We start from the raw sequence: 26,482 nt of genomic DNA on the forward strand, positions 1-26,482 counted from the left end.
GCGTATTTCAAACTGAGACACTAAAGAGCAGGGTGAAGGGTTGCGCGAATGATGAATATGAAGCAGCGCGCCGCCCCTCATCCGCCTGCCGGCACCTTCTCCCCGTGAACGGGGCGAAGGAACACCCACCCAACCGTTTCTTAATGTGTTTTCGCTACACGCATAGCCAGAAAAGAAGCGGAAAACGGAGTGTGATCGGGGTGCGCTTTTCCGCGGCGACGACAGCCGGGCGGTTCCTGCCGCAGCGCTTTGCGCTGCGCATAAGGCCGCTGCTTGGCCTGATCGATGCCGTGCTGTTCAGCGCCGGCGAGCGCGGCGAAGCCGGCCGCATGTCGCTGATCGCCTTTTCGGTCCGCATCGTCAGCGCCGTCATCGCCTTCGTCAGCCAGGTCTTGATGGCGCGCTGGATGGGCTCGTTCGAATACGGCATTTTCGTCCTCGTCTGGGTAACGATGGTCATCGTCGGCAACCTCGCCTGCCTTGGCTTCCACACCTCGGTCATCCGCTTCATTCCCGAATATCGCGAGCGCGGCATGCTGGCCGAATTGCGCGGCATCGTGCAGGCCAGCCGGCTGTTCGTGCTGGTTGCCTCCACGGCGATCGCCGGGCTCGGCGCGCTCGGCGTCTGGCTGCTGTCGCCCTTTATCGAAGACTATTATGTCGTGCCGTTCATCCTCGGCATCATCTGCCTGCCGATGATCGCCATGTCCGATCTTCTGCAAGGGCTGGCGCGCGCCAATTCCTGGGCGCTGTTTGCGCTGTCGCCGACCTTTCTGGTGCGGCCGCTGCTGATCCTGGCGTTCATCGCGCTGATGCTGCTGGTCGGCTACGCGCCGGATGCCAAAACGGCGATCTTCGCCGCGATCGCCGCCACCTATGCCACCACGCTCGGTCAGCTCATCGGCGTCACTTCACGCATGGACAGAAGGATCCCGGCCGGGCCGATGAAGCTGCATTTCGGCCAGTGGTTCATCGTCTCGCTGCCGATCTTCCTGGTCGAGAGCTTCTTCTTCCTGCTCACCAATGCCGACGTGCTGATGGTCGGCGCCTATCTCGATCCCAACGACGTCGCCGTCTATTTCGCCACCGTCAAGACGCTGGCGCTGGTGCATTTCGTCTATTTCGCGGTCAAGGCCGGTGTCGCCCAGCGCTATGCGCAGTTCACCCATGGCGAGCCGCACAAGCTCGCCGCCTTCGCCCGCGAAACCGTGTCGTGGACGTTCTGGCCGTCGCTGGCGATGGCGCTGCTGGTGCTGGCCCTGGGCGAGCCGATGCTGACCTTGTTCGGCCCGGAATTTGCCGCCGGCTATCCGCTGCTGTTCCTTTTGGTGTTCGGCGTCGTCGCCCGGGCCGCCGTCGGCCCTTGCGAAAGCCTGCTCACCATGAGCGGCAACCAGAACATCTGCGCCGCCGTCTACGCCATGACGCTGGCCTTCAACATCGCGCTCAGCGTCGTGCTGATCCCGCTCTTCGGTCTGTGGGGCGCAGCGATGGCCACCGTCTTCGCCATGATCTTCGAGGCCGGCGCGCTGTCCTTCACGGTCTGGCGCAAGCTCGGCATCGCCATGGTCATTTTCGTGCCCGCCAAAGGAGCCGCCTGATGGCTGCCGTCCCCTTGCTCGAGGAAACCAGCGGCGGCCCGGCCGGCGCCATGGTGTCCGGCCTTGCCGGGCTTGCGCGCGAAGCCGATCCCGCCCATGTCGAGATCCTCGCCAACAACCGGCCCGAGCGCAAGCTTGCCATCTATCCGGCCTCCGCCGGCTTCGACCTGGTCGAGGAGCTCGACTATCTCTGCACCCGCACGATCGAGCCGAACGTCTTCTTCAATCCGCGCTTCCTGGCTCCGGCCATGCCGAGGCTCGAGGACCGCGAGGTGCGGCTGGCGGTCATCCGCGACGGCGACCAGTATCGCAACCGGCTGCGCCTGCTGGTGCCGTTCTCGGTCGAGCGGCCGATGGTGCCGCTCGGGATTCCCGTCATGCGCACCTGGTCGAGCCCGTTCGGCCCGATCGGCACGCCGCTGGTCGATCGCGACGATCCGATCGGCGTCATCGAGGATTTCTTCTCGATGCTGTCCAGGCCGCATCTCAAGCTGCCGAAGGTCTTCGTGCTGCCCGACATAAGGCTGGATGGTCCGGTGGCGAGCCTGCTCGCCAGCGTCGCCGAGACGCGCGGCCTGACGCTGGTCACCACCGGCAAGGCCGACCGCCCGGTGCTCGAAAGCGAGCTCGACGGCGAGGCGTATCTGAAGGCTTCGCTGCGCGCCCACCATTATCGCGAGTTTCGCCGCCTGAAGCGCCGCCTCGCCGACCTCGGCCGGCTGGAGCATGTCGTGGCGCGCGGGCCCGACGAGATCCGCCACGCCATCGAAAATTTCCTGACATTGGAGGCCGCCGGCTGGAAAGGCCGCGAGCGCACCGCCATGGCCATCGACCGCTACCGCGCCGCCTTCGCCCGCGAGGCGGTGCACCGGCTGGCCGAGCAGGATCTTTGCCGCATCCATTCGCTGACGCTCGACGGCCGCACCATCGCCTGCCTGGTCGTCTTCGTCGAGGCCGGCGTCGCCTATACCTGGAAGACCGCCTATGACGAGACGCTCGCCGCCTATTCGCCGGGCACGCTGCTGATGATCGAGGTGACCAGGCAGCATCTCGACGACCCCAACATCATGATGACCGATTCCTGCGCGGTGCCCGACCACCCCGTGATGAGCCGGCTGTGGAGCGAACGCAAGCCGATGGGCACGCTGGTGATCGGGCTGACGCCGGACGCCGACCGCCCCGCCCGCCAGGCGGCCTCGCAGCTTCACCTCTACCGCGAGACCCGCAACATGGCGCGCCTGCTGCGCAACCGGATGAGAAGCCTGCTGCGGCGACGGTAGCGCATCGGGTCCAAAGGGGGACCCGGCCCGGCCGACCGTCTCCGCACCATCGACCTGCTCCGGCCTAGGTCGTCAGGGTTAATTCTCCCGATCAGCGGAAAGGATTAGCATCGACGCAGTCCCAACAGGGATGAGGCGATCAATTACGGCCGCGCGTCCAGCATCACTGCCGCCTCGGTCCTGCACGGCCAGAAGAAAAATCTGGGAGGAATGCATGACGAAAACAACTCACCTCAGGCGTCTCGGTATCCTCACATTGGCAGGTCTCGTCGGCGCGTGTCTGAACGCCGCCGCTCCTCGGGCCGCCGAACCCGACAAGGCCGAGATCGATGCCCTGCGTAAATCGCTGTCCAGGTATGAAGACTACAAGGTTGCCATTCGCGAGCTTTATCTGTCGACGGTTGGATGCGTCTTCTACAGCGGCGAAAAGGTAGAGGGAGCGATGGACTACCCGAAGGGCGCGATGGGCATCCATTTCGTCAACGTCACGACTGTCGGCCCGACCGCGGATCCGACGCGCCCCAATGTGCTGATCTATGAGCCGGTCGGCGGCGAATTGCGCCTGGTCGGTGTGGAATGGCTCGTGCCCTTGACGCCGGACACCAAGGAGCCGCCGAAGCTCTTCGGCCAGACATTCATGGGGCCTATGGAGGGGCATTATCCGCTCATCCCGAAGGAGTTCCACCACTACGACCTTCACGCCTGGCTGTTCAAGGAGAACCCGCTCGGAATGTTCAGCCCGACGAACCCGGACGTGAAATGCGACAATTATGCGTTTCCGATGCCGGAGCAGCCGACCAAGATGGTGCCGGGGCCGATGTGATAGCGGCTCGGGCTGCGATCCGCAGCTTGCCAGGAAGGGCTGCCGGATCTCAGACGTTATCCCAGAGGACGCTCCTGGGATAACGCCCAAGTAACCTCTCGAGGTTTCCCGGAAGAAAATGGTGCCCTCAGCCCGGATCGAACCGGCGACGCATCGGCAGCCTAGGGCAATTTCGCCATAGCGCATTCGCTGCGGGGCCGTTGGGCTCGCAGCGCGGTCGCCTATGACTTGGCGGGCATGGCTTGGACGAAAGCCGCCATCTGGCGTTCGAGCGCCTTGAACGCGCTGCCGCGCCAGCTCTCGGCCATGGACGCCGATTTTGGATCGGGGAAAATTTCCTCCTCCCCTCGCGCCATGCCGTCCAGGATACCTTTCGCGACGCTCTCCGCAGAGCTCTTCGGGATGTCGGCGTCTCTGCTCATGTCGGTGTCTATGGGACCGGACAGGACCGCATGAACGCTCACGCCACGAGCGCCGGCGAGAGCACGGAGCGATTGCGTCATGGAGAACGCGGCGGCCTTCGACAGCGAGTAGGACGGAATCGGGAAGGGAACGAGGGCCGCTTCCGACAGGATGTTGACCACGGCGCCGCGCGAACTCGTGAGCAGCGGCAGGAATGCGTCGGTTACGCCGTGCACGCCGAGCAGGTTGACGGCGAGGTGTCGCTCGAGCGCAGCACGATCGCCGAGGTCGTCGTAGAGCCCGATGCCAGCATTGTTGATGAGGATATCGAGAGACCCGACCCTTTCGACAGCCGCCTCAATCTGCGCCGTATCGGTCACGTCCAGGATCAGCGGCGTGACACGCCGATCCGCGTGGGCGAGCGGTTTGCGCGCGCCGGCATAGACGCGCTTGGCACCCCGCCTCAATATTTCCTCGACCAGCGCCTTGCCGAGGCCGCGGTTGGCCCCGGTTACCAGAACGGCCTTGTCTGTGACTTCCATCGATTTTGGCACGGCGATCTCTCCTCCTACTTGCATGAATGCAAGCCATTCGTTCTTGCATCATGCAAGTAGGTTATAGGTTTCTGTTCCATGCTTGGATGCCGTCCCCCTTTGCGTTGCTCCAGGGCAGCCGGCACCGGCACCGTCGCCGGGCGAACCCTTGCAATCAGGACCCGACTTCCAATGTCGTGTAGGAGATCGGCGATGGGCGCTCCAGGAAGGCGCCGGTTATGGCCGAGACGAAATTCTTCGCGTCCGCCGAGCGTAGAAAAGCGTCGCGCTCCTGCTTCGATATCCAGCGCTCGACGCAGATCGTAACATGGGGCTCCGCCTCCGAGCGAAAGACGCTGTAGTCGATGCATCCGCTTTGCCTGCGGGCCGCCCCTGCTACGTCCCGCAGGGCATTCCGCACCTTGCTCTCGGTGCCGGGCTTCGCCGCTGCCGTCGTCATGACGATCATCTCGGCGCCATCGCTCGCTGTCTTGCGCTCGAGGCCGATGTTCTCGTTTTGCGGCACGACCGTTGGATTGGCGTTCTCTTCGCCCTTGTTGGGCTGCCCCTTGCCCGTCGAAATCAGGTCGCGAAGACTCGCGACATAGAAGCGCCAGGAGTCATGGCAGACGTCGTAGCATTCTTCACTCGGCTTCAGCCCGACATGGGTGAAGCGCAGCTCGGTACCCTTGTCGGTCGGCGCGATCTCGAAGACCACGTCCGTGCCGGTCCACTCGGTCGCATCCTTGACGAAGTTGAAGTAGTTCTGGACGACGTGCCAGACGACCTTCTTGCCGGGCACAAGCTCCGTAACCTTGAAGGTACCGCGGTGGATATCCTTGAAGTGATAGTAGAATATCGCACCGAGCTTGTTGGTATCGCCGTCGATGTCTTCGGACCACCAGGCGCGCGGATTGACAACCGCCGCAAAAACCTCTTCCGGGCTTTGCTCAACGACAAATGACGTCGTGTAATCTTCATCCTTTTTCATGACATATCTCCTGTCTGGATCCGACGGTTGATGGGCACCCAAGTCTCGGGCGATGAAGTGAGCGACGCTCTCTCGAGCTCCATCGCTTGCATCATGCAAGCACAATGCATACTTGCATGATGCAAGTCAACAGGGTATGTTCACGCCATGCTTGGTCGTCTTTATGAAAAACAGAACTGCTCGGCCTCACGCGCCCTGGAGCTGGTCGGCGAGCGCTGGAGCCTGTTGATCCTGCGCGACGCGATGTTCGGCGGCTACACGCGCTTTTCGCAATTCCAGAAGAGCCTGGGGATTGCCACCAACATCCTGGCCAAGCGCCTCGAGGATTTCGTCGAGGCCGGCCTGATGGACCGTCGTCCGGGTGCCGCCGGCGAGCAGGCCGAATACGTCCTGACCCGAAAGGGGCTGGAATTCAAAACGGTCATCATCGCGCTGACCGAGTGGGGCGACAAATGGGTGCGGCCCGGACCCATCTTCTACTGCGACCAATCCGACGGCAGGCCCGTCGAGGTGCAATTGCGCCGCGCCGACAATGGCAAGCGGGCCGATTTCGCCGACGTCGTGGCGGCCCTCCGCTAGGCACGGCGGCGGGTCCGGCCCGCAGCACGATCCAAGACGAAGCTGTTTCGAATTGTGCCATAAATGTTACCGCATAGCTCACCTCTCCAGGTTGCATCTGTGGCTCGGGTCTGGTGGATAGTCCGCGGGAGGAAACATGTCCGTCGGACAGCGATCGACTTTGCGGCAGCGTCTTTTTGCGTTTCTCGTCGCCGGCCTTGGTGGCCTCGCGGCGGCCGCCGCGTCATTCGCAATGACGGTGTATGAAGCATCCAACTCGCGGCCAACTCCAACGGTCGCAGCCGGCGAGCCCATCGACACCGGGCGCTGGGTTATTACGTTTCGCGGTGCCCGAACCGGCTCGGTTCCGCCGACGGGAACCGAGCCGTCCCAGCCGAAGACCTTTTTGATGGTCGAATTCGACCTCGACAACCGCTCGGCGGCGACCAGCAACGCCTTCGCGTCCATGTTTGACATCGACCCGCCGATCACGGACGTGCAGGCGCCGGCCTTCTATCTTGCACGCGACAAATGGATCGCAAGCGGCGTCCATCCCGGCATACCGGAACACATGATCGCCGCCTGGGAGTGGCCGAAGGCGCAGCCGCTGCCGCAGGATCTGCGTCTCGTGGTGGGCAGCCAGATCTACAAGCGGCGTGACAATCTCTACGGCGGCTCGGGCTGGTTCGATCGCGATCCGGTCGCGATCGTGGCATTGCCGGTAAAGACCGAAATGGTCGTCGGGCCGGGGCAATGAGAACAGGTCTCAAGGAAACCGGCGCGATCATCTTCGCGGCGGCGATCCTCTACGCAATGCAGCGGACTACCCCGCTCTACAGCAACATCACCTCGCCCGTCTCGATTGCTGGCGAGCAGGGTAAGCGCACCGACGCACGCGCCTTCGCGCTGGCCGTCGGCGACGTGCATCTCGCGCGTACCGTAAGGATCGAGCGCTTTGGCCAGACCCGGACCTACACCACTTCCGGGGTCTGGGTCCTGGTCGAGGCCGCCGCCGAAGCAAAACGCGAGAGCCTGACCCTGACCTCCGCCGAATGGCTCGGCCCGAGCGGGTTGCGCTATTCTCTCAGCCAGCGCATTTCCACCATGCCGGCAATGCTGCCGGCAGAGCGGCTGGAGCCGGGTCTGCCAAAGCCCGTGCTCATGGCTTTCGAAGTCCCGGAAAACGAACTTGCGGGCGGAACCGTGCTGGTCGCGCCATCGGCATTCACACCGCTGGGTGAAGAGGTCCGGGTGGCAATCACCGAACTTGCGGTGGGCGACATCCCTGGCGCCGTGACGATCCGCCGGAGCGATGGCCCGATGCCTTGGACGCTGGAGACCGAGTGATGGCGGAGGCCATTTCCCGTGCCGAGAGACGCCGCTACTGGCTGAGCCTTGCTGGGCTGGGCTTCGCCCTGCCGGTTGCAGTGCTGGTGCATTCCTGGGAAAGCCTGGAGGCATGGCGATCCGGTAGCGACCGCGACCCGATCGCGGTCGACAGGGGTGAGTCGCAGCGCTACGCCGGGGCCGAATGGCGGCTGACAACGCTGTCGCGCCTGCCCGGCGGCTCGGCAGATGAAGCCGTCGTGCTGGCCGAATTCGAGGCGAGGATCGAGGATCCTGGTCTCCTTGCAGAAAGCCCCTGCGCCGTTGTGCTCACAGACGCCGAAGGCCGCCGCTGGCTGCCTGCCTTCCTGACCCGGCCCGTCGTGCGCAAGATGCAGCCCGAGGCAGCCGACAAGCCCCGCTGCGGCGGGCTGGCCTTCCAGGGCGCCGGCACGCACGGCACGGCGCGCATGGCCGAGACTTTCGTCATTCCGGCGACGGCAAGCGGCCTTGCGCTGTCGGTCACGCTGGCGAACGCCAGGCCGCGCCATCTGCTCTTCAGGTAGCGACCCTCAGCGGCTGCCGTTGCGCCGCCACCGCAAATTCAAGCACCGCCGCCAGCAGCGCGATCCTCAAGGCGTCGAGCACTATGCCGCCGTCAAGATCGCTCGGACTGCCGATGAACACGCTGGCGAAGCTGAAGACGACCTGCCATGTATCGAGGTCTGGCGCGCCGAGCGTCCGCGTCGCGCCAGACCACAGCCAGGCGCAAAGCCAGCCGATCAGCCGGTAGGCGACGACGAAGGTGAGCAGCGTCGCGAGTCCTGCGCCGAGCGTGAGCTTGAGACAGGCCCAAATCGGCGCATAGCGCGAGCGGTAGCCGCCGAGGAAATGCGTGATGAAGTCGCTCAACCATTTGCGCCAGGTGGACCCGCGCGACGGCGGCGGCGCGGCCGCTGCCGAAGCGGCCGTCAGCTCGTAGCCGTTGATGATCGCCGCCATGACCAGCCAGACCATTGGCAGAAGCGCATAGAAGAACAGGCTTTGCGCCTGTTCCAGGATGCCGGGCTGCCTGAACTCGACCGGCGTGAAGCCTTCGGCAGCGTGAGCGGCGATCGACAGGACAAGCGATCCTGCGCCCATGCTGAGTTCGCTGCGCAACGCACTAGCCCCGATCCAGGTGATGAACTCGTCCTTCCAGATATCGAGCGCATAGAGCCCGATAAAAATCCAGCTTGCATCCGCCGCCACGACGAGCAGCCGCCAGTAAGGCCTGCGCGCGCCTTTGTTCATGCGCTTCGCGAACCAGCGGACCAACCAGCAGCCGACAATCGACGCAATGAGGCCGCTGGAGCGCAGCAGGCCGAATATGTCGGCGCTTTCTCCCAGCGGAATGCGTTCGAGCGCCAGCCGCGAATATTCTCGCACACTGTCGCCGAGGAATCCCCATGCGGCGTAATAGGCGAAGAAGGGCAAGATGGCGGCCGCGGTCACCGCCAGCAAGTGGTCGGCGGGCTGGGACGTTTTCTCCTGTTTCGCACCGCTTGCCGACATTTGGCGAAGCGAGGCGAGTGCCGGCAGTCCCGGACGCAGGGCGACGAACATCGCCACGATGACCAGAAGCTTCGTCAGCACCACCAGCGAAAGCACAACCATCCCGCCGAGGGGATTGACGAGGCCCACCGTGACTGCCGCGTTGAGCAGGAGGTCGCGCGCTACATAGCCGATGGCGCCGAGAAGCAGCAGTTGCGGCCAGAAGCGGGCAATAAGACCCACGGTAAGGGAAAGAGGCCTGACAATATCGTCGGTCGTTGTCATGCCATGTGCATAGCCGAGCAAGACCGGCGCCTCAATCCACGGAATGTCCGGTTCGGCTATACCAGCTGACCGCGGAGTTGGCGGCGCATCCCTCGTGATGGCGGGGACCGCAGCACGCCCGATTGCGGTGGTGAGGAACGCCCAATTGCGCTTGGGTCTAGTCCGCGCACCGTTCAGCGGAAGCTTGGGCAGCTTGCGGCAACAGGCAAGACGCAACCATTCGATGCCGTCGAGGGCGTCGTGGACGATCCCACCGACGCCCTTGGGTTTAATAAGAAGTGGCGTGGGAATTTAAGAAATGGTGCCCCTAGCCGGGATCGAACCAGCACTCCTTGCGGAACTCGATTTTGAGTCGAGCGCGTCTACCAATTCCGCCATAGGGGCTCAGGCCGGGCGGCCTGGATGGGCGCGGACTATACGGTTGGAGGCCTGTTCGTCAACTGGCCAATTCCCGAGACCCTATCTAGCCCAAGCCCAGGCTTTCGATTTCGTCGATCGGAGGCTTCGGTCCATAGTGGGCATCTCAGCCCGTTTGAACCCTTCTACCTCAACAGCGGCCACAGAATGCCGATGAATGCTGACACCCCATCCATGAGCCAATGCGCCGTCGCCAGCGGCAGGATGCGGCGCACGCGCAGGTACACGAGGGTGATGAATGTCGAATGGGCGATAGGCGCCAAGAGCCGGTAGAGCATGAAGTGTGGGTCGAACGTCAGCGGCATCACGGCGTGCTGAAACGACCAGGAAAACGCTACGACGGCAACGGCAAATCCCGTGCTTCCCGACAAGACTTGGAAACGCGGCAGAAGATAGCCGTTATAGGTGGTCTGCTCCGTAATGCCCCAGACCAACGGAAAGATCAGCACCCCGTAAAGCGCAGGCAAGAGCGGCAAAGGTCCGTATATTTGCAGTGCATCAGGGTTGCCGTAGACCAACAGGCTGCTGGCGATGATCCCACCGTAGATGAAAACGAGGCTCGGGAGGATGAGCGCGACGCCCAACAACAGATCGCGCCCCAAGCGTTTGCGATCGAAGCTGATAAAATCGAGCAGCGTGATGCCCTCGCGCCCGTGCAAGCCACCACAGGAGACCAAGGCAGCCCGCGTCGATCAAACTGCCGTATGCCGGCAGCCAAGCCCCTGCGTCGCGCCAGGGCGTTGCCGAACCGTGCGCTGCATAAATGGCCGCAACCAGGCCCTGCGCGGCAACAGCGAACGCCGAGCGCGCGAACAACATCAAGGCGGGGCCGGACCATGTCAGCACGCCGGCAGATCGCCGCTCGAGAATGGCGGCACGGGAGTTCGGGACTGTGGCTTCGCTCATGATCGGCTTCCGAACGCTACGGTGGAAACGAGTTCAGCCAATTCCGGTTTCTGGAGTGAAAGCAGAATGTGTCGAGCCGGCCATGAGCAAAACATCATCACCGAGGGCGGCTCACATCTCCTCGATGGCGTCGGCAATGTAGCCGCCGGTCTGACGCTTCCACAGTCGGGCATAGAGCCCGTCGCGTTCCAACAGCGCCGATGGTTTTCCCTCCTCGACGATGCGGCCTTTGTCGAGGACGACGATCCGGTCCATCCTGGCAATGGTCGACAGGCGATGGGCGATGGCGATCACGGTCTTGCCCTCCATCAGAACCGCGAGCTTGGACTGGACCGCCGCCTCGGCTTCGCTGTCCAGTGCGGACGTCGCCTCATCGAGAACCAGGATTGGCGCATCCTTGAGCAACACCCGGGCGATCGCGACGCGTTGGCGCTGGCCGCCGGAAAGCTTCACGCCGCGATCGCCGACGAAAGCGTCGTAGCCGGTGCGGCCTTCAGCATCTCTGAGATCGGCGATGAAGCCGTCGGCGTCGGCCAGCAGCGCGGCGTGCTCCAACGCCTCCGGCGGGGCATCGGGCCGGCCGTAGCGGATGTTGTCGCCGACGGAGCGATGCAGCAGCGAGACGTCCTGGGTGACGACGCCGATGCTCTCCCGAAGGCTGGCCTGGGTCACGCTGCGGAGATCCTGTCCATCGATCAGGATCGCGCCGCCCTTCAGCTCGAAGAACCTTAGGAGCAGGCTGACAAGGGTCGACTTGCCGGCCCCGGAGAGGCCGACGAGCCCGACCTTCTCGCCTGCGCGCACGGTGAGCGACAGGTCTTCGATCACCCTTTGGCCCTCGCGGTATTCGAACTGGATGTTCTTGAACTCGACTTCGCCGGCCGTGACGTCGAGCGGGTTGGCGTTCGGCGCGTCTTTTATAGTCGGCGGCGTCGTCACGACCGGCATTGCGTCGCGGATCGTGCCCACCGCCTGGAAAATCTGCTGGCCCATCTGCAGGAAGGCACGGGAGTTGGCATTGAGCCGCTGAACGATGGCGATCGATGCGGCGAACTGGCCAATCGTGACAAAGCCGGCGACAAATCCCCAGAGCCCTATGGCAACGTTGGTGAGAAAGAGCGCAACATTGAGCAGGACGACGCCCATGTCGGTCGTCAGATAGATGCGCCTTTCGCGCTGCTGGGTCTCGATGGCGTTTTCCATGACGGTGCGCATTGCGCCCGCCTCGCTGTCTTCCGCCGCAAACAGCTTGACCATCTGGATGTTGCTGTAGAGGTCGGTCATGGCGCCGACAACAAGGCTGCGCCCCCGCGCCGAGCGGCGCGAGCGTTCGGAATATTGGGGCACCGCCACCACCGCAATGGCGATGTTGGCGGCGATCCAGACGAACACCGGAAGCGCCAGCGGCCAGGATAACGCGCCAAGCAGAACGAGCGAACCGACGAGCTGCACCAGAAACAGCGGTATTCTGTAAAAGGCCACGACGATCTGCTGCTGCACGGCGGATGCGACTTGCGAAATGCGCGACGCAACCTGACCTGCGAAGAGATCGTGGAAGAAGGCAAGGTCCTGGCGTTCCACCGCCTTGTGGCCCTGCCATTGCATCGCCGCCGGCATGCATACGGCCACCGTCTGCGAGTTCAGCGCATTGCCCAGGAAGATGAGCAACGGCAGCACGGGGAAAACCAGCACGCCGAGCACGACCAGCGTCGGCCAGTCCTCGTGCAGGAAAACCGCCGCGCCCTTCGCGCTCACCCCGTCGACGACGAACGAGGCCCCCCAGATCGTCGCAAGGTTGATCCCCTCGATCGCCATCATCAAGACGGTAATGGCCGCAAGAGTGCCGCGGAACATCCTCGCGAAATGCAGGAGCAGCGCAAACGGCCCGCTCGTTGGCAGCGGCCCGGGTGGAATATCCAGCGGACGGATGAGCGTCTCAAAGGGGCGGTAAATGAAATCGGAGAACGTCATGGCGGCGCAAAGGGCGGATGGAAAGACAGGATGTGACAAAAATCGCCGTATTTAAACACGGATCGTGTTCGACGGGAAAACCCACGATCTATTAGATATTGCCTTGACGCACTTCAGGCGGGCAGGTGCTCGATGCCATGGCCTGGTCGTCAACTGGCCAATCCCGACATCTGGGCTCGCTCAAGCCTCAGCCTTTCGATTTCGTGAAGCAGCAGCCATTGTGCAGCGCGGAAAATCTTTCTAGACAGGCGGCGCATGTCATTGAAGCGCACCTTGTCCGACGAGATTGATGCGGCGCGCTTCCAAGTCTTGTTTGTACATGTCGTGACCCAAGACCACTACCGGTTTGGGCGTGCATTAGGAGTGCCGATGCTTCGCGGACTTTACGACTGGACCTTGTCGCTGGCGGCGAGCAAATCCGCCGAATGGTGGCTGGCGTTCATCGCCTTCGTCGAGAGTTCGGTGTTCCTGGTGCCGGCCGACGTCCTCTATCTCCCGATGGCGCTGTCGCGGCCGGATCGCGCCTATCGTTACGCGCTGGTCGCCACCGTCGCCTCGGTGCTGGGCGGCATCGCCGGCTGGTTCATCGGCCATTACGCCTATGACGCGGTGGCGCGGCCGATCCTCGAATTTTACGGCAAATATGACGAGTTCGAGGCGATGCGCGTCTCGTCGGGTGTCGGCTTCATCATCCTGATGCTGGTCACCTCCGGCCTCGCCCATCTGCCGCCGATCAAGGTGGTGACAATCCTGTCCGGCGTCATCGGCGTTCCTTTGCTGCTGTTCATCGTGCTGGCAATCGTTGCGCGCGGAGCTCGCTTCCTGTTTCTCGCCTGGCTCTTGCGCCGCTATGGCGAGCCGATCCGCCACTTCATCGAAAAGCGCCTTGGCCAGATTGCGGGCGCCGGCGCCGCTGCCCTGATTTTGCTCTATATCGTCGTCAAATACGCCGTCTGAACGGCATCGAACCGAATGGACTGAGTCCGATGACAGCGACCGTGAATGCCGATACCGGACGCCAGCGGCTGCGCACCGCCCTGTTCCTCGCCGTCGCCATGGCCGCCACAGTCGGCTCGGCGCTGGCCTTCCAGTATGTTGGCGGCTACATCCCTTGCAAGCTCTGCCTCGAGCAGCGCACCCCTTACTATGTCGGCGTGCCCTTGATGCTGCTGGCGGTGCTTGCGTCGGCCCTTAAGGCGCCCGCCTGGATAAGCCGTGGCCTGCTGGCCATTGGCGGCCTGCTGATGCTCTACGGCCTCTATCTCAGCGTTTATCACTCCGGCGTCGAATGGGCGTGGTGGCCGGGCCCGACCGATTGCACCGCAGCCGCCGGACCGGTGGACACCGGCGGCAAGGGCGTGCTCGACGCGCTCGACAAATTCGTCCCGCCCTCCTGCGACAAGGCGGCGCTCCGCATCCTCGGCCTGTCCTTGGCCGGCTGGAACGCCATCGCCAGCTTTGTCCTGGCAGTCGTCGCCTTCCGCAGCGCCTTTGCCCGCGATTGAGCGGTTCACCCTTGCGCCGACGCGAGATTATTCAAGAATTCGGCAGGCTGAGTCGTATCAAGTGATTATCGAGAACCGGAGCGGAGCGTACTAAAGTACGTGAGCACCAGCCTACGCCAGCCGTAGCCTTAACTACCACACCACGACCGCTCATGAATGCTTCGGCCGGCGAAGGCCGGAAGCGCAGAAAATCGCTTCAGACGGCCAGCCTCCCGAATTATCGGATGATCTCAAGGCTCCAGTTCGACATCCCAGTACAGATAATCCATCCAGCTTTCGTGCAGATGGTTGGGCGGGAACAGCCGGCCGTTATTATGCAAATCATGCACCGTCGGCTGGTAGGGCTTCTGCAGCGGCCACATCTTGGCGTGGGCCGGCATCATGCCGCCCTTCCTCAGATTGCAGGGCGAGCAGGCAGCGACGACATTCTCCCAGGTCGTGGCGCCGCCGCGATGGCGCGGAATGACATGGTCGAACGTCAGATCGTCCGGCGTGCCGCAATATTGGCACTGGAAACGGTCGCGCAGGAAGACGTTGAACCGGGTAAACGCCGGATGCCTCGACGGCTTCACGTAGGCCTTCAGGCTGACGACACTCGGCAGCTTCATCGAAAAGGTCGGCGAAGACACGGCGTGTTCGTATTCGGCGACGATGTTCACCCTCTCGAGGAACACCGCCTTGATGGCATCCTGCCAGGACCAGAGCGACAGGGGGTAATAGCTGAGCGGACGGTAATCCGCATTCAGCACCAGCGCTGGAAGCCCATCCGGAGATACGGCAACCGTCACGTCGTTGACCTCCTTCACCCTAGAACCGGTCGACGCGGATACTGTAAGCCCGACATGACAGGGATGTGAAGCGGATTGTCGATCATGCCGGGTCTCAAAAACGCATGATTTCAATGCTTTTTTGCGGATTCAGGCCGGAGGCGCGGCATCCCTGCCCTTCAATTCGCGATAATAAGCCCAGAAAAGCCGCGATGCGACACCGCGCCACGGGCTCCATGATTCGGCAAGCCGGATCAGCATTTTCTCCGGCGGACGCGGCTCGATGCCGAGTGCATGGCCGACCGCGCTCTGCAACGCAACATCGCGCGCCGGAAAGATATCTGGGTGTCCGGCGGCAAACAAAAGGTAGACTTCAGCCGTCCACGGGCCGATGCCCGGCACCTTGGTCATGGCAGCGATCGCTACCGTGGCATCGAGTTGGCAGAGGTGATCGAGGTCGAGCCCGTCGGCCACCGCCTGGGCGACGGCAATCAGGCCGCGCTGCTTGGGCCGCGACAGCCCGACCTCGCGGAAGACCGCCTCATCGGCGGCTAGTATCGCCTGCGGCGTCAGCGGATCGAGCAGTTTCGTCAGCCGGCCGAAGATGGCATCGGCGCTCGCGCGGGACACTTGTTGCGAAACGACGATCGAGGCAAGGCTCCTGAAGCCCGGCTCCGACAGCCTGAGCGGCACCTCGCCGGCCATGCCGCGCACCTTGTCCAGGCGCGGATCTAGCAGGCACAGCGCGTCCAGGCCTTCTACAATGTCGTCAAGGTTGGCGATGCGTTGCATGTCTGCTTGTTCCAAAATCAAAAGTGCCGCACACGCTTCGTCACGCGTCCCTCTGGACGCGCGACGCTGCCGGCGCAAAGTAGCAATTGGCGAAAGCGCCGCACAACCCGATTGCCGCCGGACAATGACACTGCTGACATTCCGCTTCGCGCCGAGCCCGAATGGCGAATTGCATCTCGGCCACGCCTATTCGGCACTGCTCAACCAGAAAATGGCCAAGGCGGCGGGCGGACGCCTGCTGCTGCGCATCGAGGACATCGACACGACACGCTGCACGCCGGAATTCGAGGCGGGCATTTTTCGCGACCTGAAATGGCTGGGGCTTGGCTGGGAGGAACCGGTGCGCCGCCAGTCCGAGCATTTTGCCGAATATCAGGCTATGCTCGAGCGTCTGATCGAAGAGGAGCTTGTCTATCCAGCCTTCATGAGCAGAAGTGAGATCCGCGCCTTCATCGCCGACAGCGAAAAGCGCGGTCGCGACTGGCCGCGCGACCCGGACGGCGTGCCCCTCTATCCCGCCGCCGACAAGGCGCTGCCGGCCAGCGAGCGTAAGCGGCGCATCGTGGAAGGTGCACCATTTGCCTGGCGGCTAGACGTCGATGCGGCAATGGCGCGGGTCGGCAGGGACCTGACATGGGCCGAATACACGGACGAGACGCTCTCTGGGACGCGTCATGTCGAGGCCCGACCGCAGGATTGGGGCGACGTGATCGTGGCGCGCCGCGAAATCCCGACCAGCTATCATCTCGCCGTCACCTTGGACGACGCGCTGCAGGGCGTCAGCCATGTCGTGCGCGGCCAGGACCTTTATTCCGCGACCAGCGTGCAGCGGCTGCTTCAGCAACTGCTTGGCCTGCCGCAGCCGGCCTATTTCCACCATCGCCTGATCCTCGGCCCGGATGGACGAAAACTGTCGAAGAGTCTTGGCGATACCGGCCTTGCCGCCCAGTGTAAGGCGGGCGCCTCGCCCGACGATGTCAGGCGGCTGGTCGGTCTTTAGACCGGTGAGCCGACGGCCATCAACGGCGCTCCTTCAATTCAAATGACTCTATGGATCAACCGTTTGGTTTTGCTTGCCGGCCCGAACGGCATTAAGCAATCGCCGCAGTCGATCCCTCACCCGAATTCACCGCGGCCTCCGGAAAATGCACAGCCTCAAGCGGTTCATCCCCGCCTCTTTCGTCGTCCTGTGGGCGACCGGCTTCATCGGCGCGCGCTATGCCATGCCGTGGGCCGAGCCTTTTACTTTCCTGGCTGCGCGCTTTGTCCTGGCCGCAATCCTGCTTGTCGCGTTGATGGCCGCGCTTGGTTCGAGCCGCGCCACCCGCGACGAGGCGCTGCACGCAGCCGGCGCCGGCATCCTGATGCATGGGGTCTATCTCGGCGGCGTGTTCTGGGCCATCCACCGGGGCATGCCCGCAGGGCTTTCAGCCCTGATCGTCGGCCTGCAGCCGCTGATCACGGCAGTGCTCGCCGGCCGGCTTCTGGGCGAGGCCATCCTGCCGCGCCACTGGGCCGGTCTCGGCCTCGGGTTGATCGGCGTGGTAATCGTGCTCTGGCCGAAGCTCGGCGCGCTCGGCGGCGGCGTGACCGCCGAAACATTGGGCGCCTCGCTGGTCTCCGTACTCGGCATGAGCGCCGGCACGATCTGGCAGAAGCGTTTCGCCTCCGGCGGCGATCTGGTGGCTGCCACGTTCTGGCAATATGTCGGCGGCGCATCGGTGATGGCTCTGGCCTCGCTCGCCTTCGAGACCCGAACGGTGATCGTCAACGGCGAACTGATCTTCGCCACGGCCTGGCTCGTGCTGGTGCTGTCGATCGGTGCCATCTTCCTGTTGATGGTAATGATCCGCGACGGCGAGATGTCGAAGGTCGCCTCGCTGTTTTACCTCGTGCCGGCCGTCACCGCGGTCATCGCCTGGACATTGTTCGGCGAGCAGCTGAGCCCACTCCAGATCGCCGGCATGGCCATCGCGACGCTCGGCGTCGGGCTGGCGACGGCTCAGCCACCGACGCGGGCGCGCGCCTCCAAATAGCGGCTGATCGCGGCGTTGAGCTCGCCGCCGAGGATGAAGATCGCCGAGACGATGTAGAGGAAGACAACGGCGATCATGATCGAGGCGAGGCCGGCATAGGTCGTCACATAGGACGAGAAATGGTCGAGATAGGCGGCGAAGATGGTCGACCCGATGAGCCAGCCGACCAGCGTGAAGATAATGCCAGGCACGATCGAAACGAACCGGCGCTTGCCGGCCGGTAACCAGAAATGCACGGCGAACAGGCCGCCGATGATGACGACCGAGGCGATGACGTAACGCCAGAGGGTGATCGTGCCCATATAGGGTTTTATCCATTCAAGATGAGATTCGGCCAGCCGCGCCAGCAATGGCGCAAAGACCAGCAGCACGCTGATCGCCAAAAACCCGGCCGTCGCGATCAGCACGAAGATGATGCTCTGCACCCGCCGGTAGATGATGCCGCGCGTTTCTGAGACACGATAGGCGCGGTTGAGCGAGGTGCGCAGCGCCTCGATGCCGTTCGAGGCGAAGTATCCGGCAAGCACGATACCGTAGGTCAACAGGTCGCTGCGCCTGACGGTAAGCACGTTGAGCACTTCGCGCGCGATCGGTTTGGCGATCTGCTCGGGCCATGTGTCGAACACAAGGTGCACGGCGGTGTCGGCGAAAGCCTGCGCGCCGAAAAAACTCGCCAGCGTCGTGGCGAAGATCAGGAAAGGAAAAAGCGCCATCAGCGCGGTGATCGCCAGATGGCTGGCCATTGCCCAGCCGTCGTCGGTGTTGAAATGGCCGAGCGCGTCGTAAAGCACGCGTTTGAGGGCTACGATCTTCCGCAACAAGAACCGCGTTCCCTTCGATTGTCCCGACGCCGCGAATATGGGAAGGGTTTGCGGCAAATGACAACCCTCGGTCAAACCACCATTCCTCCCGAAGAAGAGTTGCGCACCATCATTGTCACCGGTGCCTCTTCCGGAATAGGCGCCTATTGCGCCCATGCTCTTAAGAAGGAAGGCTGGCGGGTGTTCGCAACGGCCCGAAAGCCGGAAGATATCGCTACGCTCGAGGCCGACGGCATCGAGGCCTTTTATCTGGACTACACCGAGCCCGGATCGATCGAGGCGCTGGTGGCGTCGGTGCTGGAGCGGACCGGCGGCCGGCTCGATGCCCTTTTCAACAACGGCGCCTACGGGCAGCCCGGTGCCGTCGAGGACCTGGCGGTCGAAGCTTTGCGGCAGCAGTTCGAGGCCAATGTCTTTGGCTGGCACGATCTCACTCGCCGTGTCGTACCGGTGATGCGCCGCCAGGGCCATGGTCGTCTCATTCATTGCTCATCGATCCTCGGCCTCGCGCCGCTGCCTTTCCGTGGCGCTTACTCGGCATCGAAGCACGCCGTCGAGGGGCTGATGCTGTCCCTTTATCAAGAACTCCTCGGCAGCGGCATCCATGTTTCGCTGATCGAGCCGGGGGCGGTGAAATCGAAGATCGCCAGCAACAGCCTCCCCTGGTTCCTTGCGAACATCGATCACGAGAACTCAGTCCATCGCCTCGCCTATGCTGTGCAACTCAAACGGCTGCGGGCCGGCGGCAGCACATCGCGGCTGAAGCCCGGGCCAGAGGTGGTTTATGCCGCCTTGCGCCATGCGCTTCTGTCGCGGCGCCCGCGCCCGCATTATGTGGTAACTGTGCCGGCCAGGATCGGCGCGATCCTTAAACGCATCCTGCCGTCTTCGGTACTCTATCGTCTGCTCGCCAAACGCGCCTGAACGCAATCCAACTGGAACACACCATGGCAACTGTCTTCAACATCCTCGCTGTTCTCGTCATGGTCGCCGTGGTGATCGTGCTGATCCGCGGCCTCATCAACATGATGCGCGGCGGCTCCAGCATGACCTCCAACAAGCTGATGCAGACGCGCGTGCTGTTGCAGTTCGTGGCCTTGGTGCTGATAATGCTGGCGGTGTATTTCACCCGTAAGTGACGCACCGGCCGGCAGCCGGGAGGTAACCCGTGGTCAAGCTCAACAAGATCTACACCCGCACCGGCGACGATGGCACCACCGGCCTCGGTTCTGGTGAGCGGCGGCTGAAATCCGACCTTCGCATCGACGCCTACGGCACGGTCGACGAGGCAAATGCCTGCATCGGCATGGCTCGCATCCATACAGCGGCGGTAAATCCGGCGATCGATGCGATGCTCGGCCGCATCCAGAACGATCTTTTCGATCTCGGCGCCGATCTGGCAGTCCCCGATAATGGCAAGCCGCTCGACTACGAGCCGCTGCGCATCATCGCCTCGCAGACCGAGCGCATCGAACAGGACATCGACCTCCTCAACAAGGACCTTGAGCCGCTCAAATCCTTCGTGCTCAACGGCGGTACGCCGGCAGCGGCTGCCCTTCACCTCGCCCGCACGGTGGCCCGCCGCGCCGAGCGCATCATGGTGGCGCTGTCACAAGATCCAGACGAGCACGTCAACCGCGAGGCGATAAGATACATCAACCGTGTCTCGGACTTTCTGTTCGTCGCCGCACGCGCGGTCAATGACAATGGAAATGCCGACGTGCTATGGGTTCCCGGCAAGAACCGCTGAATCCGCCGGAAGCGGGAGAGGCCCGATGTTCATCCCGCTTTACGACACCAACCGGCTGCGGCACATCAAGCTGCAATATGTGACGATCAGCCTGATCGCGCTCAATGTGTTGATCTATTTTGTAACAACACTTGGCGGCGAGGACTTCGCCAACGCCGCGGTATTGGGCCTCGGCTTCATCCCGTCGGTTGTGCATGACAGCGTCGAGCTCGCTCCGCAATTTGTCGTCATTCCGGAGAGCCTGAGCTATCTGACCTATTCCTTCCTGCACGCGGATATCTTCCACCTCGGCGGCAACATGCTGTTCCTGTGGGTGTTCGGCGACAATGTCGAGGATGCGCTCGGCCATGTCCGCTATCTCGTCTTCTACCTGCTTTGCGCCATTGCCGGCGCTTTCTTCCAGGGCTTGGTGGCCTGGGATTCGCAAGTGCCGCTGATCGGCGCGTCGGGCGCCATCGCCGGTGTCGTCGCCGCCTATCTGATCCTTTATCCGCGGGTGAAGGTATGGGTGCTGGTCTTCGCCCGCATCCCGTTGCGCATCCCGGCCTTCATCCCGCTCATCCTGTGGATTCTGTTCCAGATCTTCATGTTTGCCCAGGGTGGCGAGGACCAGGTCTCCTGGGCCTGCCACATCGGCGGCATCATCGCCGGAGCCGTGCTGGTGCTTGTCTTGCGCAGCCGCGGCGTGCCGCTACTCGCCGGCGCCGACGAGGAGCCAGCCGTAGTCGCCGGGCCGGCGCCCATTGCCGTGGAGCCGCCGGCAAGCGATCTGCCGCCCGCCCAGCCGGCGCCGCGCTGGGGCCGGGGAAGCGTTTCCGGGCCGGACTGAACCGATTTGAATGCTTTGCCGAGGATCCGAGTGCGCCCGGGATATTGACGGGCGGGGTCGCCGCAACTACGGAAGCGCCACCCTACTGGCGTGGCGAGACCAGAATTCCGTCCGGAATGTCGGCTTTCGACAACTCTGAAGAGGTGCACGCTGCTATAGCGCGCCCGACGAGCGTGAAGAGACTATCGTGAAAGAGGTGACAGGCAAATGAAGATCCTTGTGCCCGTGAAGCGGGTTGTGGATGCAAACGTCAAGGTCCGGGTGAAGGCGGACGGTTCGGCGGTGGAACTCGCCAACGTCAAGATGGCGATGAACCCGTTCGACGAGATCGCGGTGGAAGAGGCGATCCGGCTGAAGGAAGCGGGCAAGGCCGAAGAGATCATCGTCGTGTCGATCGGGCCGCAACAGGCACAGGAGACCTTGCGCACGGCGCTCGCCATGGGCGCCGACCGCGCCATCCTGGTCAAGACCGACGAGCAGACTGAGCCGCTGGGCGTCGCCAAGGTGCTGAAGGGGGTCGTAGAGGCAGAACAGCCCGGCCTGGTCATTCTCGGCAAGCAGGCGATCGACGATGATTCCAACCAGACCGGCCAGATGCTGGCTGCACTTCTCGGGTGGGCGCAGGGCACCTTCGCCTCCAAGATCGTGCTCGACGGTGACAAGGCCACGGTGACGCGCGAGGTCGATGGCGGCCTGCAGACGCTGGAACTGAAGATGCCGGCAATCGTCACGGCCGATTTGCGGCTGAACCAGCCACGCTACGCGTCGCTGCCCAACATCATGAAGGCCAAGAAGAAGCCGCTCGACGAGAAGAGCCCTGCCGACTACGGCGCCGACGTCAAGCCGCGGCTGAAAGTGATCAAGACCGAGGAGCCGGGCGGCCGCAAGGCGGGCGTTAAGGTCAAGAGCGTCGCCGAACTGGTAGACAAGCTGAAAAACGAAGCCGGCGTGCTGTAAGGCCAGGAAGGGACAACAAAAATGACAATTCTTCTGATTGCCGAACACGACAACGCGACGCTTTCCGACCAGACCGCGAAGGCGCTTTCCGCGGCGCTGCAGATCGGTTCGGACGTGCATGTGCTGGTTGCCGGCAAGGGCGCCAAGCCGGCAGCGGACGCCGCCGCCAAGCTCAAGGGCGTCACCAAGGTGCTGCTCGCCGACGCCGACGAACTGACCGAGCGTCTCGCCGAACCGCTGGCGGCGCTCGTCATTTCGCTTGCTGAGCCATACGACACGATCATTGCGCCGGCGACCTCGTCGGGCAAGAACGTCTCGCCGCGCGTCGCGGCCCTGCTCGATGTCGCCCAGATATCGGAAATCATCGAAGTCGTGTCGCCCGACATCTTCAAGCGGCCGATCTATGCCGGCAACGCCATCCAGACCGTGCAGTCGAGCGACGCCAAGAAGGTCATCACCGTGCGCACTGCTTCCTTTCAGGCAGCACCCGAGGGCGGTTCCGCGCCGGTCGAGACGGTTCAGGCGGCAGCCAATCCCGGCCTGTCGAGCTTTGTCGAGAACAAGCTGTCCGAGACCGACCGCCCGGAGCTGACCTCGGCCAGGATCATCATTTCGGGCGGCCGTGCGCTGGGCTCCTCCGAGAAGTTCCAGGAGGTCATCCTGCCGGTCGCAGACAAGCTCGGTGCGGCTGTCGGCGCATCTCGCGCCGCGGTCGATGCCGGCTATGCGCCGAACGACTGGCAGGTCGGCCAGACCGGCAAGGTGGTGGCGCCCGATCTTTATATTGCCGTCGGCATCTCCGGCGCCATCCAGCACCTTGCCGGCATGAAGGATTCAAAGGTCATCGTCGCCATCAACAAGGACGAGGAAGCGCCGATCTTCCAGGTCGCCGACTACGGCCTCGTCGGCGACCTCTTCGTCATTCTGCCGGAACTGCAAAAGGCGCTTTGACGCCCTCTGCCAAAGCGTATTAAATTCTGCGGGGTGGGGTAGACGAAGTCGCCCCGCCCTTTTAGTTTGCACTGCACAAAAAGCAGGCCGCAAAGGCCTTGACGGGATCGGGTAATGAGCAAGATCGAGACGATCGGCATCATCGGCGCGGGCCAGATGGGTGGCGGCATCGCCCATGTATCGGCGCTGGCGGGCTACAAGGTGCTGGTTTACGACATTTCGCCCGACCGCATCGAAAAGGGCATTGCTACGGTCAGCGGCAACATGGCCCGTCAGGTCGGCTCCGGCAAACTTGAGGAAAAGCTGCGCAACGAGGCGATGGCGCGCATTTCCGCGGCGCCGGCCATGGCCGACCTTGCGGGCGCCGATCTGGTGATCGAAGCGGCGACCGAAGACGAGACAGTCAAACGCAAGATCTATGCTCAGCTCTGCCCGCAGCTCAACCCCGAGGCCATCCTGGCGACGAACACCTCGTCGATCTCGATCACCCGGCTGGCTTCGCAGACCGACCGCCCGGAACGCTTCATCGGCATACATTTCATGAACCCGGTTCCGGTGATGAAGCTGGTCGAGCTGGTGCGCGGCATCGCCACCGAGGACCAGACCTTCGAGGCAGCAAAAACCTATGTGAAGCAGCTCGACAAGACGATCACCGTCTCGGAGGATTTCCCGGCCTTCATCGTCAACCGCATCCTGCTGCCGATGATCAACGAGGCGATCTACACGCTCTATGAAGGTGTCGGCTCGGTGGACGCCATCGATACCGCCATGAAGCTCGGCGCCAACCATCCGATGGGGCCGCTGCAGCTTGCCGACTTCATCGGGCTGGATACCTGCTTGTCGATCATGCAGGTGCTGCATGACGGCCTGTCGGATTCGAAATACCGCCCCTGCCCGCTGCTGGTCAAATATGTCGAGGCCGGTTGGCTCGGCCGCAAGACCGGGCGCGGCTTCTACGACTATCGCGGCGAGCATCCCGTTCCGACGCGCTGATCGCCACCGCTACCAGCGCACGAAAAGCCGTCCGCCGACCGCCCCGAGCGCGGCAAGGCCGGCGATCGCGATCGTATACCAGGTGCCGACGAAAAGCGGCGAATCATCGAAGCAATGCGCTGCATAGAAGGTCGCCGCCAGCCCGCCGGCAAGCAGGCCCGCGGTCGCACCGGCAAGCACCGGCCTTGTTGGCGCGCCATGGCGCAGCACCGCGAGAAAGACGGCAAGCGGGCCGACCAGTGATGCACCGGCTCGACATAGACGGCGACGCCANCTTTCCCTACACGACGCTCTTCCGATCTGATCAACGGAATGAAGGTCAGGCAGATGACCATGTTCGTGCCGATCAGGCGCGTGCCCCAGTCGGACGCAGGCACGACGAGGAGTTCGAGAATCACGGCCATAATCACCAGCAGCGGCGCGGCGATCATCCAGCTCGCCGCCCGCCCTGTCGATGCACCGGGCGTCGACAGCGCGCGGACGAGGGCAAAGGCGCTGACGGCTAGAGCAATCGTGAAGACGAATTTGGACAGGAACCGCATCGTGTGCATGGCAAATGCGATGTCGGGACGTGGGCCGATCGTCAGCCAGAAAACCGCGGCCGCGATCACGATGGCCGCGCCGGTTGCAAGCAACCAGGCGGCGCCCAGCGGCAGCGCCTTGCTGCGGACATCGGCATCGAGCGCCTTGATAAGATCTTCGGTCCTCATGCTATTCCCGCCCCGCCCCGAACCGTTTGGCAATGGCGGCAAGCCCGCGGTGTAGTGAAACCCGCACAGCCGTCTCGCTGATGCCGAATTTCGCCGCCGTCTCGCCGATCGAACGGCCTTCGACCGACACGGCCGAGACGACCGAACGCTGCGCCGGCGGCAGGCAGTCGAGTGCCCGGTTGACGTCGCGCTCGCTGACCGTCTCCGATTCTGGCTCGGCAAAGGTCTCGGCGANCGTTTCACATGAATGGCCAGCAAGGTTTCCTGCACGACATCCTCGGGATCGACCCCGCCTTGCACGATCTTGCGCCGGGCAAAGCCACGAACGAGGGCGGCGATCCGGTGCAGAAAGTCGGCATAGGCCCTTTCGTCTCCGGCGATTGCGGCCCGCAGCAGCCGGGAAAGCTCGGCTTCGTCCTTGCCGCTCACAAGAGTTCACTCCCCGATATTCGCGTCTCGGCGCTGGTTTGTTACGTGGCCGGCGAAATAATGTCCAAGGCAAATTAGCTGGGCATCACGAAAGTTTGCTCCTTTTGAGCGATTGAGCGGGCCAGCAATGTTGACTGCGCTAGTCATGTATTGATAGGTGCAGCATACCAAGCCAAAGACCATCGAAATCGAGGACGATGCCATGAAATATGCTCTTTCCGCCCTTGCCGGTGCGACAGCACTTGCAATCAGCCTGATCGCCGGCCCGGCGTTAGCCGAGGACGAGGGCATCGTCGTCTACAACGCCCAGCACGAAAACCTGACCAAGGCCTGGGCGGAAGGATTCACCAAGGAAACCGGCATCAAGGTCACCGTCCGGAACGGCGGCGACAGCGATTTCTCCAATCAGATCGTTGCTGAGGGGTCCTCTTCGCCAGCTGATGTGTTCCTGACGGAAAACTCACCGGCCATGGTGCTGGTCGAGACAGCCGGCCTGTTCGCGCCGGTCAACGCCGAGACGCTGGCCCAGGTTCCGCAGGAGTACCAGCCGGCGAGCGGCAAATGGGTCGGCGTTGCCGCGCGCAGCACCGTCTTTGCCTACAATAAGACCAAGCTGACCGCCGACCAGCTGCCCAAATCGCTGCTCGATCTCGCCGATCCGAGCTGGAAGGGCCGTTGGGCCGCTTCGCCCTCCGGTGCCGATTTCCAGGCGATCGTCAGCGCCTTGCTGCAGCTCAAGGGTGAGACTGCCACGGCCGACTGGCTGAAGGCGATGAAAGAGAATTTTACCGCCTACAAGGGCAACAGCACGGTGATGAAGGCGGTCAATGCCGGCGAGGTCGAAGGCGGCGTGATCTATCACTACTACTACTACGGCGATCAGGCCAAGACCGGCGAGAACAGCAAGAATGTCGAGTTGCACTATTTCAAGCACGAGGACCCCGGCGCTTTCGTCTCGGTTTCCGGCGGCGGTATGCTGGCCTCGAGCAAGCACCCGAAGGAAGCCCAGGCTTTCCTGAAATGGGTCACCGGCAAGGGCGGCCAGGACGTGCTGAAAACCGGCGATTCGTTCGAATACGCAGTCGGCAAGGGCGCCGAGTCCAATCCGAAGCTGGTGCCGCTGGCCGATCTGCAGGCGCCGAAAGTCGACCCGACGGCGCTGAACTCGAAAAAGGTGACCGACCTGATGACGGCGGCCGGCTTGCTTTAGCCGGCGTTCGTCCTAAAAGGGCAACCGACTGCGCTCCTGTGGGAATTCGCTTTCCGCGGGAGCGCTCTGTTTTCAAAATGGCATTTGCCCATGACCACAAGCTGCT

Annotated in this window: 27 protein-coding genes, 1 tRNA gene and 1 pseudogene; 19 read left to right on the forward strand and 10 right to left on the reverse strand. The window is 63.1% G+C overall.

The features are described 5' to 3' along the window. Positions 1–200: 200 nt before the first annotated feature. The 3 genes from X760_RS63905 to X760_RS63915 all read left to right on the forward strand — a co-directional run bounded on the left by X760_RS63905 (position 201) and on the right by X760_RS63915 (position 3,704). On the forward strand, positions 201–1,601 hold the full coding sequence (locus X760_RS63905; RefSeq protein WP_023721051.1) for a lipopolysaccharide biosynthesis protein: 1,401 nt from the start codon (positions 201–203) through the stop codon (positions 1,599–1,601). Then, positions 1,601–2,881 (forward strand): GNAT family N-acetyltransferase, encoded by a 1,281-nt coding sequence (locus X760_RS63910; RefSeq protein ID WP_023721052.1) that lies wholly within the window; start codon positions 1,601–1,603, stop codon positions 2,879–2,881. Before X760_RS63905 ends, X760_RS63910 begins: the two co-directional genes overlap by 1 nt. Positions 2,882–3,095: 214 nt before the next feature. Continuing rightward, complete coding sequence (locus tag X760_RS63915; protein WP_023721053.1) at positions 3,096–3,704, forward strand: hypothetical protein; 609 nt, start codon at positions 3,096–3,098, stop codon at positions 3,702–3,704. Between the two features lie 221 nt (positions 3,705–3,925). Here the strand turns inward: X760_RS63915 and X760_RS63920 are convergent, their stop codons facing one another. Continuing rightward, on the reverse strand, positions 3,926–4,660 hold the full coding sequence (locus tag X760_RS63920) for an SDR family NAD(P)-dependent oxidoreductase (protein WP_245278667.1): 735 nt from the start codon (positions 4,658–4,660) through the stop codon (positions 3,926–3,928). Positions 4,661–4,814: 154 nt separating this feature from the next. Beyond that, entirely contained in the window at positions 4,815–5,630 is an 816-nt protein-coding gene (locus X760_RS75125; RefSeq protein WP_023721055.1) for an antibiotic biosynthesis monooxygenase, read from the reverse strand. Between the two features lie 147 nt (positions 5,631–5,777). Here X760_RS75125 and X760_RS63925 point away from each other — a divergent pair, with 147 nt between their 5' ends. The 4 genes from X760_RS63925 (at position 5,778) to X760_RS63940 (ending at position 8,080) form a co-directional block, all read left to right on the forward strand. Continuing rightward, positions 5,778–6,209: a helix-turn-helix domain-containing protein gene (locus X760_RS63925; RefSeq protein WP_023721056.1), complete on the forward strand. Its 432-nt coding sequence runs from the start codon at positions 5,778–5,780 to the stop codon at positions 6,207–6,209. A gap of 136 nt (positions 6,210–6,345) precedes the next feature. After that, positions 6,346–6,945, forward strand: a complete 600-nt coding sequence (locus tag X760_RS63930; RefSeq protein WP_031194561.1) for a hypothetical protein — start codon at positions 6,346–6,348, stop codon at positions 6,943–6,945. Beyond that, positions 6,942–7,535 (forward strand): hypothetical protein, encoded by a 594-nt coding sequence (locus tag X760_RS63935; protein ID WP_023721058.1) that lies wholly within the window; start codon positions 6,942–6,944, stop codon positions 7,533–7,535. Before X760_RS63930 ends, X760_RS63935 begins: the two co-directional genes overlap by 4 nt. Beyond that, entirely contained in the window at positions 7,535–8,080 is a 546-nt protein-coding gene (locus X760_RS63940) for a hypothetical protein (RefSeq protein ID WP_023721059.1), read from the forward strand. The genes X760_RS63935 and X760_RS63940 overlap by 1 nt, the downstream gene beginning before the upstream one ends. Here X760_RS63940 and X760_RS63945 read toward each other — a convergent pair. The 4 genes from X760_RS63945 to X760_RS63960 form a co-directional block, all read right to left on the reverse strand. Beyond that, positions 8,073–9,332, reverse strand: coding sequence for a hypothetical protein (locus X760_RS63945; RefSeq protein ID WP_031194562.1), 1,260 nt, complete (start codon positions 9,330–9,332; stop codon positions 8,073–8,075). The genes X760_RS63940 and X760_RS63945 overlap by 8 nt on opposite strands. A gap of 299 nt (positions 9,333–9,631) precedes the next feature. Next, a tRNA-Leu gene (locus X760_RS63950) sits at positions 9,632–9,716 on the reverse strand. A gap of 158 nt (positions 9,717–9,874) precedes the next feature. Then, on the reverse strand, positions 9,875–10,408 hold the full coding sequence (locus tag X760_RS63955) for a CPBP family glutamic-type intramembrane protease (protein WP_023721061.1): 534 nt from the start codon (positions 10,406–10,408) through the stop codon (positions 9,875–9,877). Positions 10,409–10,766: 358 nt separating this feature from the next. Beyond that, positions 10,767–12,626: an ABC transporter ATP-binding protein gene (locus tag X760_RS63960; RefSeq protein WP_023721062.1), complete on the reverse strand. Its 1,860-nt coding sequence runs from the start codon at positions 12,624–12,626 to the stop codon at positions 10,767–10,769. Positions 12,627–12,995: 369 nt separating this feature from the next. On the opposite strand from X760_RS63960, the gene X760_RS63965 reads away from it, so the two are divergent. Together X760_RS63965 and X760_RS63970 are read left to right on the forward strand one after the other, a co-directional pair. After that, positions 12,996–13,583: a YqaA family protein gene (locus X760_RS63965; protein ID WP_023721063.1), complete on the forward strand. Its 588-nt coding sequence runs from the start codon at positions 12,996–12,998 to the stop codon at positions 13,581–13,583. 29 nt (positions 13,584–13,612) lie between these two features. After that, positions 13,613–14,131, forward strand: coding sequence for a disulfide bond formation protein B (locus X760_RS63970; protein ID WP_023721064.1), 519 nt, complete (start codon positions 13,613–13,615; stop codon positions 14,129–14,131). A gap of 230 nt (positions 14,132–14,361) precedes the next feature. On the opposite strand, the gene X760_RS63975 is transcribed toward X760_RS63970, so the two are convergent. Continuing rightward, a complete protein-coding gene (locus X760_RS63975) occupies positions 14,362–14,919 on the reverse strand; it encodes an HNH endonuclease (RefSeq protein WP_023677956.1) in 558 nt (185 codons plus the stop codon). Between the two features lie 129 nt (positions 14,920–15,048). Beyond that, positions 15,049–15,690, reverse strand: a complete 642-nt coding sequence (locus X760_RS63980; RefSeq protein WP_023721065.1) for a DNA-3-methyladenine glycosylase — start codon at positions 15,688–15,690, stop codon at positions 15,049–15,051. A 124-nt stretch (positions 15,691–15,814) separates the two neighbouring features. Here X760_RS63980 and gluQRS point away from each other — a divergent pair, with 124 nt between their 5' ends. Beyond that, entirely contained in the window at positions 15,815–16,690 is an 876-nt protein-coding gene (gene gluQRS / locus X760_RS63985) for a tRNA glutamyl-Q(34) synthetase GluQRS (RefSeq protein ID WP_023721066.1), read from the forward strand. Positions 16,691–16,835: 145 nt separating this feature from the next. Then, entirely contained in the window at positions 16,836–17,726 is an 891-nt protein-coding gene (locus tag X760_RS63990; RefSeq protein WP_023721067.1) for an EamA family transporter, read from the forward strand. Here X760_RS63990 and X760_RS63995 read toward each other — a convergent pair. Further along, positions 17,693–18,547, reverse strand: coding sequence for a YihY/virulence factor BrkB family protein (locus X760_RS63995; RefSeq protein ID WP_031194564.1), 855 nt, complete (start codon positions 18,545–18,547; stop codon positions 17,693–17,695). The genes X760_RS63990 and X760_RS63995 overlap by 34 nt on opposite strands. 57 nt (positions 18,548–18,604) lie before the next feature. Between X760_RS63995 and X760_RS64000 the strand changes: the two genes are divergently transcribed. The 7 genes from X760_RS64000 (at position 18,605) to X760_RS64030 (ending at position 24,027) form a co-directional block, all read left to right on the forward strand. Next, positions 18,605–19,471, forward strand: coding sequence for an SDR family oxidoreductase (locus tag X760_RS64000; protein WP_084642873.1), 867 nt, complete (start codon positions 18,605–18,607; stop codon positions 19,469–19,471). Between the two features lie 23 nt (positions 19,472–19,494). Further along, positions 19,495–19,686: a twin transmembrane helix small protein gene (locus tag X760_RS64005; RefSeq protein ID WP_023677950.1), complete on the forward strand. Its 192-nt coding sequence runs from the start codon at positions 19,495–19,497 to the stop codon at positions 19,684–19,686. A 29-nt stretch (positions 19,687–19,715) separates the two neighbouring features. Beyond that, positions 19,716–20,297 (forward strand): cob(I)yrinic acid a,c-diamide adenosyltransferase, encoded by a 582-nt coding sequence (locus tag X760_RS64010; RefSeq protein ID WP_023721070.1) that lies wholly within the window; start codon positions 19,716–19,718, stop codon positions 20,295–20,297. Positions 20,298–20,322: 25 nt separating this feature from the next. Further along, on the forward strand, positions 20,323–21,126 hold the full coding sequence (locus X760_RS64015) for a rhomboid family intramembrane serine protease (protein WP_023721071.1): 804 nt from the start codon (positions 20,323–20,325) through the stop codon (positions 21,124–21,126). 207 nt (positions 21,127–21,333) lie between these two features. Further along, the gene (locus X760_RS64020) at positions 21,334–22,083 is read left to right on the forward strand and encodes an electron transfer flavoprotein subunit beta/FixA family protein (RefSeq protein WP_023677947.1); all 750 of its coding nucleotides are present in this window, start codon (positions 21,334–21,336) and stop codon (positions 22,081–22,083) included. 21 nt (positions 22,084–22,104) lie between these two features. Further along, positions 22,105–23,034 carry an electron transfer flavoprotein subunit alpha/FixB family protein gene (locus tag X760_RS64025; protein ID WP_023721072.1) on the forward strand — a complete coding sequence of 310 codons (930 nt, stop codon included), beginning with the start codon at positions 22,105–22,107 and terminating at the stop codon, positions 23,032–23,034. Positions 23,035–23,148: 114 nt separating this feature from the next. Further along, the gene (locus tag X760_RS64030; protein ID WP_023721073.1) at positions 23,149–24,027 is read left to right on the forward strand and encodes a 3-hydroxybutyryl-CoA dehydrogenase; all 879 of its coding nucleotides are present in this window, start codon (positions 23,149–23,151) and stop codon (positions 24,025–24,027) included. A 711-nt stretch (positions 24,028–24,738) separates the two neighbouring features. Here the strand turns inward: X760_RS64030 and X760_RS64040 are convergent. Continuing rightward, a pseudogene (locus X760_RS64040) lies at positions 24,739–25,166 on the reverse strand (sigma factor-like helix-turn-helix DNA-binding protein). Positions 25,167–25,368: 202 nt separating this feature from the next. Between X760_RS64040 and X760_RS64045 the strand changes: the two are divergent. Then, entirely contained in the window at positions 25,369–26,376 is a 1,008-nt protein-coding gene (locus X760_RS64045) for an iron ABC transporter substrate-binding protein (protein ID WP_023721077.1), read from the forward strand. Positions 26,377–26,482: the final 106 nt, after the last annotated feature.

It is taken from the genome of Mesorhizobium sp. LSHC420B00 (genome assembly GCF_000503055.1).
Classification (GTDB): domain Bacteria; phylum Pseudomonadota; class Alphaproteobacteria; order Rhizobiales; family Rhizobiaceae; genus Mesorhizobium.

Excerpts from the sequence above, each read along its gene's own strand:
- X760_RS63910 (WP_023721052.1), top strand. The coding sequence starts at position 1,601 with ATGGCTGCCGTCCCCTTGCTCGAGGAAACCAGCGGCGGCCCGGCCGGC.
- X760_RS63915 (WP_023721053.1), top strand. The coding sequence starts at position 3,096 with ATGACGAAAACAACTCACCTCAGGCGTCTCGGTATCCTCACATTGGCA.
- X760_RS75125 (WP_023721055.1), bottom strand. The coding sequence starts at position 5,630 with ATGAAAAAGGATGAAGATTACACGACGTCATTTGTCGTTGAGCAAAGC.
- X760_RS63925 (WP_023721056.1), top strand. The coding sequence starts at position 5,778 with ATGCTTGGTCGTCTTTATGAAAAACAGAACTGCTCGGCCTCACGCGCC.
- X760_RS63930 (WP_031194561.1), top strand. The coding sequence starts at position 6,346 with ATGTCCGTCGGACAGCGATCGACTTTGCGGCAGCGTCTTTTTGCGTTT.
- X760_RS63935 (WP_023721058.1), top strand. The coding sequence starts at position 6,942 with ATGAGAACAGGTCTCAAGGAAACCGGCGCGATCATCTTCGCGGCGGCG.
- X760_RS63940 (WP_023721059.1), top strand. The coding sequence starts at position 7,535 with ATGGCGGAGGCCATTTCCCGTGCCGAGAGACGCCGCTACTGGCTGAGC.
- X760_RS63945 (WP_031194562.1), bottom strand. The coding sequence starts at position 9,332 with ATGACAACGACCGACGATATTGTCAGGCCTCTTTCCCTTACCGTGGGT.
- X760_RS63960 (WP_023721062.1), bottom strand. The coding sequence starts at position 12,626 with ATGACGTTCTCCGATTTCATTTACCGCCCCTTTGAGACGCTCATCCGT.
- X760_RS63965 (WP_023721063.1), top strand. The coding sequence starts at position 12,996 with ATGCTTCGCGGACTTTACGACTGGACCTTGTCGCTGGCGGCGAGCAAA.
- X760_RS63970 (WP_023721064.1), top strand. The coding sequence starts at position 13,613 with ATGACAGCGACCGTGAATGCCGATACCGGACGCCAGCGGCTGCGCACC.
- X760_RS63980 (WP_023721065.1), bottom strand. The coding sequence starts at position 15,690 with ATGCAACGCATCGCCAACCTTGACGACATTGTAGAAGGCCTGGACGCG.
- gluQRS (WP_023721066.1), top strand. The coding sequence starts at position 15,815 with ATGACACTGCTGACATTCCGCTTCGCGCCGAGCCCGAATGGCGAATTG.
- X760_RS63990 (WP_023721067.1), top strand. The coding sequence starts at position 16,836 with ATGCACAGCCTCAAGCGGTTCATCCCCGCCTCTTTCGTCGTCCTGTGG.
- X760_RS64000 (WP_084642873.1), top strand. The coding sequence starts at position 18,605 with ATGACAACCCTCGGTCAAACCACCATTCCTCCCGAAGAAGAGTTGCGC.
- X760_RS64005 (WP_023677950.1), top strand. The coding sequence starts at position 19,495 with ATGGCAACTGTCTTCAACATCCTCGCTGTTCTCGTCATGGTCGCCGTG.
- X760_RS64015 (WP_023721071.1), top strand. The coding sequence starts at position 20,323 with ATGTTCATCCCGCTTTACGACACCAACCGGCTGCGGCACATCAAGCTG.
- X760_RS64020 (WP_023677947.1), top strand. The coding sequence starts at position 21,334 with ATGAAGATCCTTGTGCCCGTGAAGCGGGTTGTGGATGCAAACGTCAAG.
- X760_RS64025 (WP_023721072.1), top strand. The coding sequence starts at position 22,105 with ATGACAATTCTTCTGATTGCCGAACACGACAACGCGACGCTTTCCGAC.
- X760_RS64030 (WP_023721073.1), top strand. The coding sequence starts at position 23,149 with ATGAGCAAGATCGAGACGATCGGCATCATCGGCGCGGGCCAGATGGGT.
- X760_RS64045 (WP_023721077.1), top strand. The coding sequence starts at position 25,369 with ATGAAATATGCTCTTTCCGCCCTTGCCGGTGCGACAGCACTTGCAATC.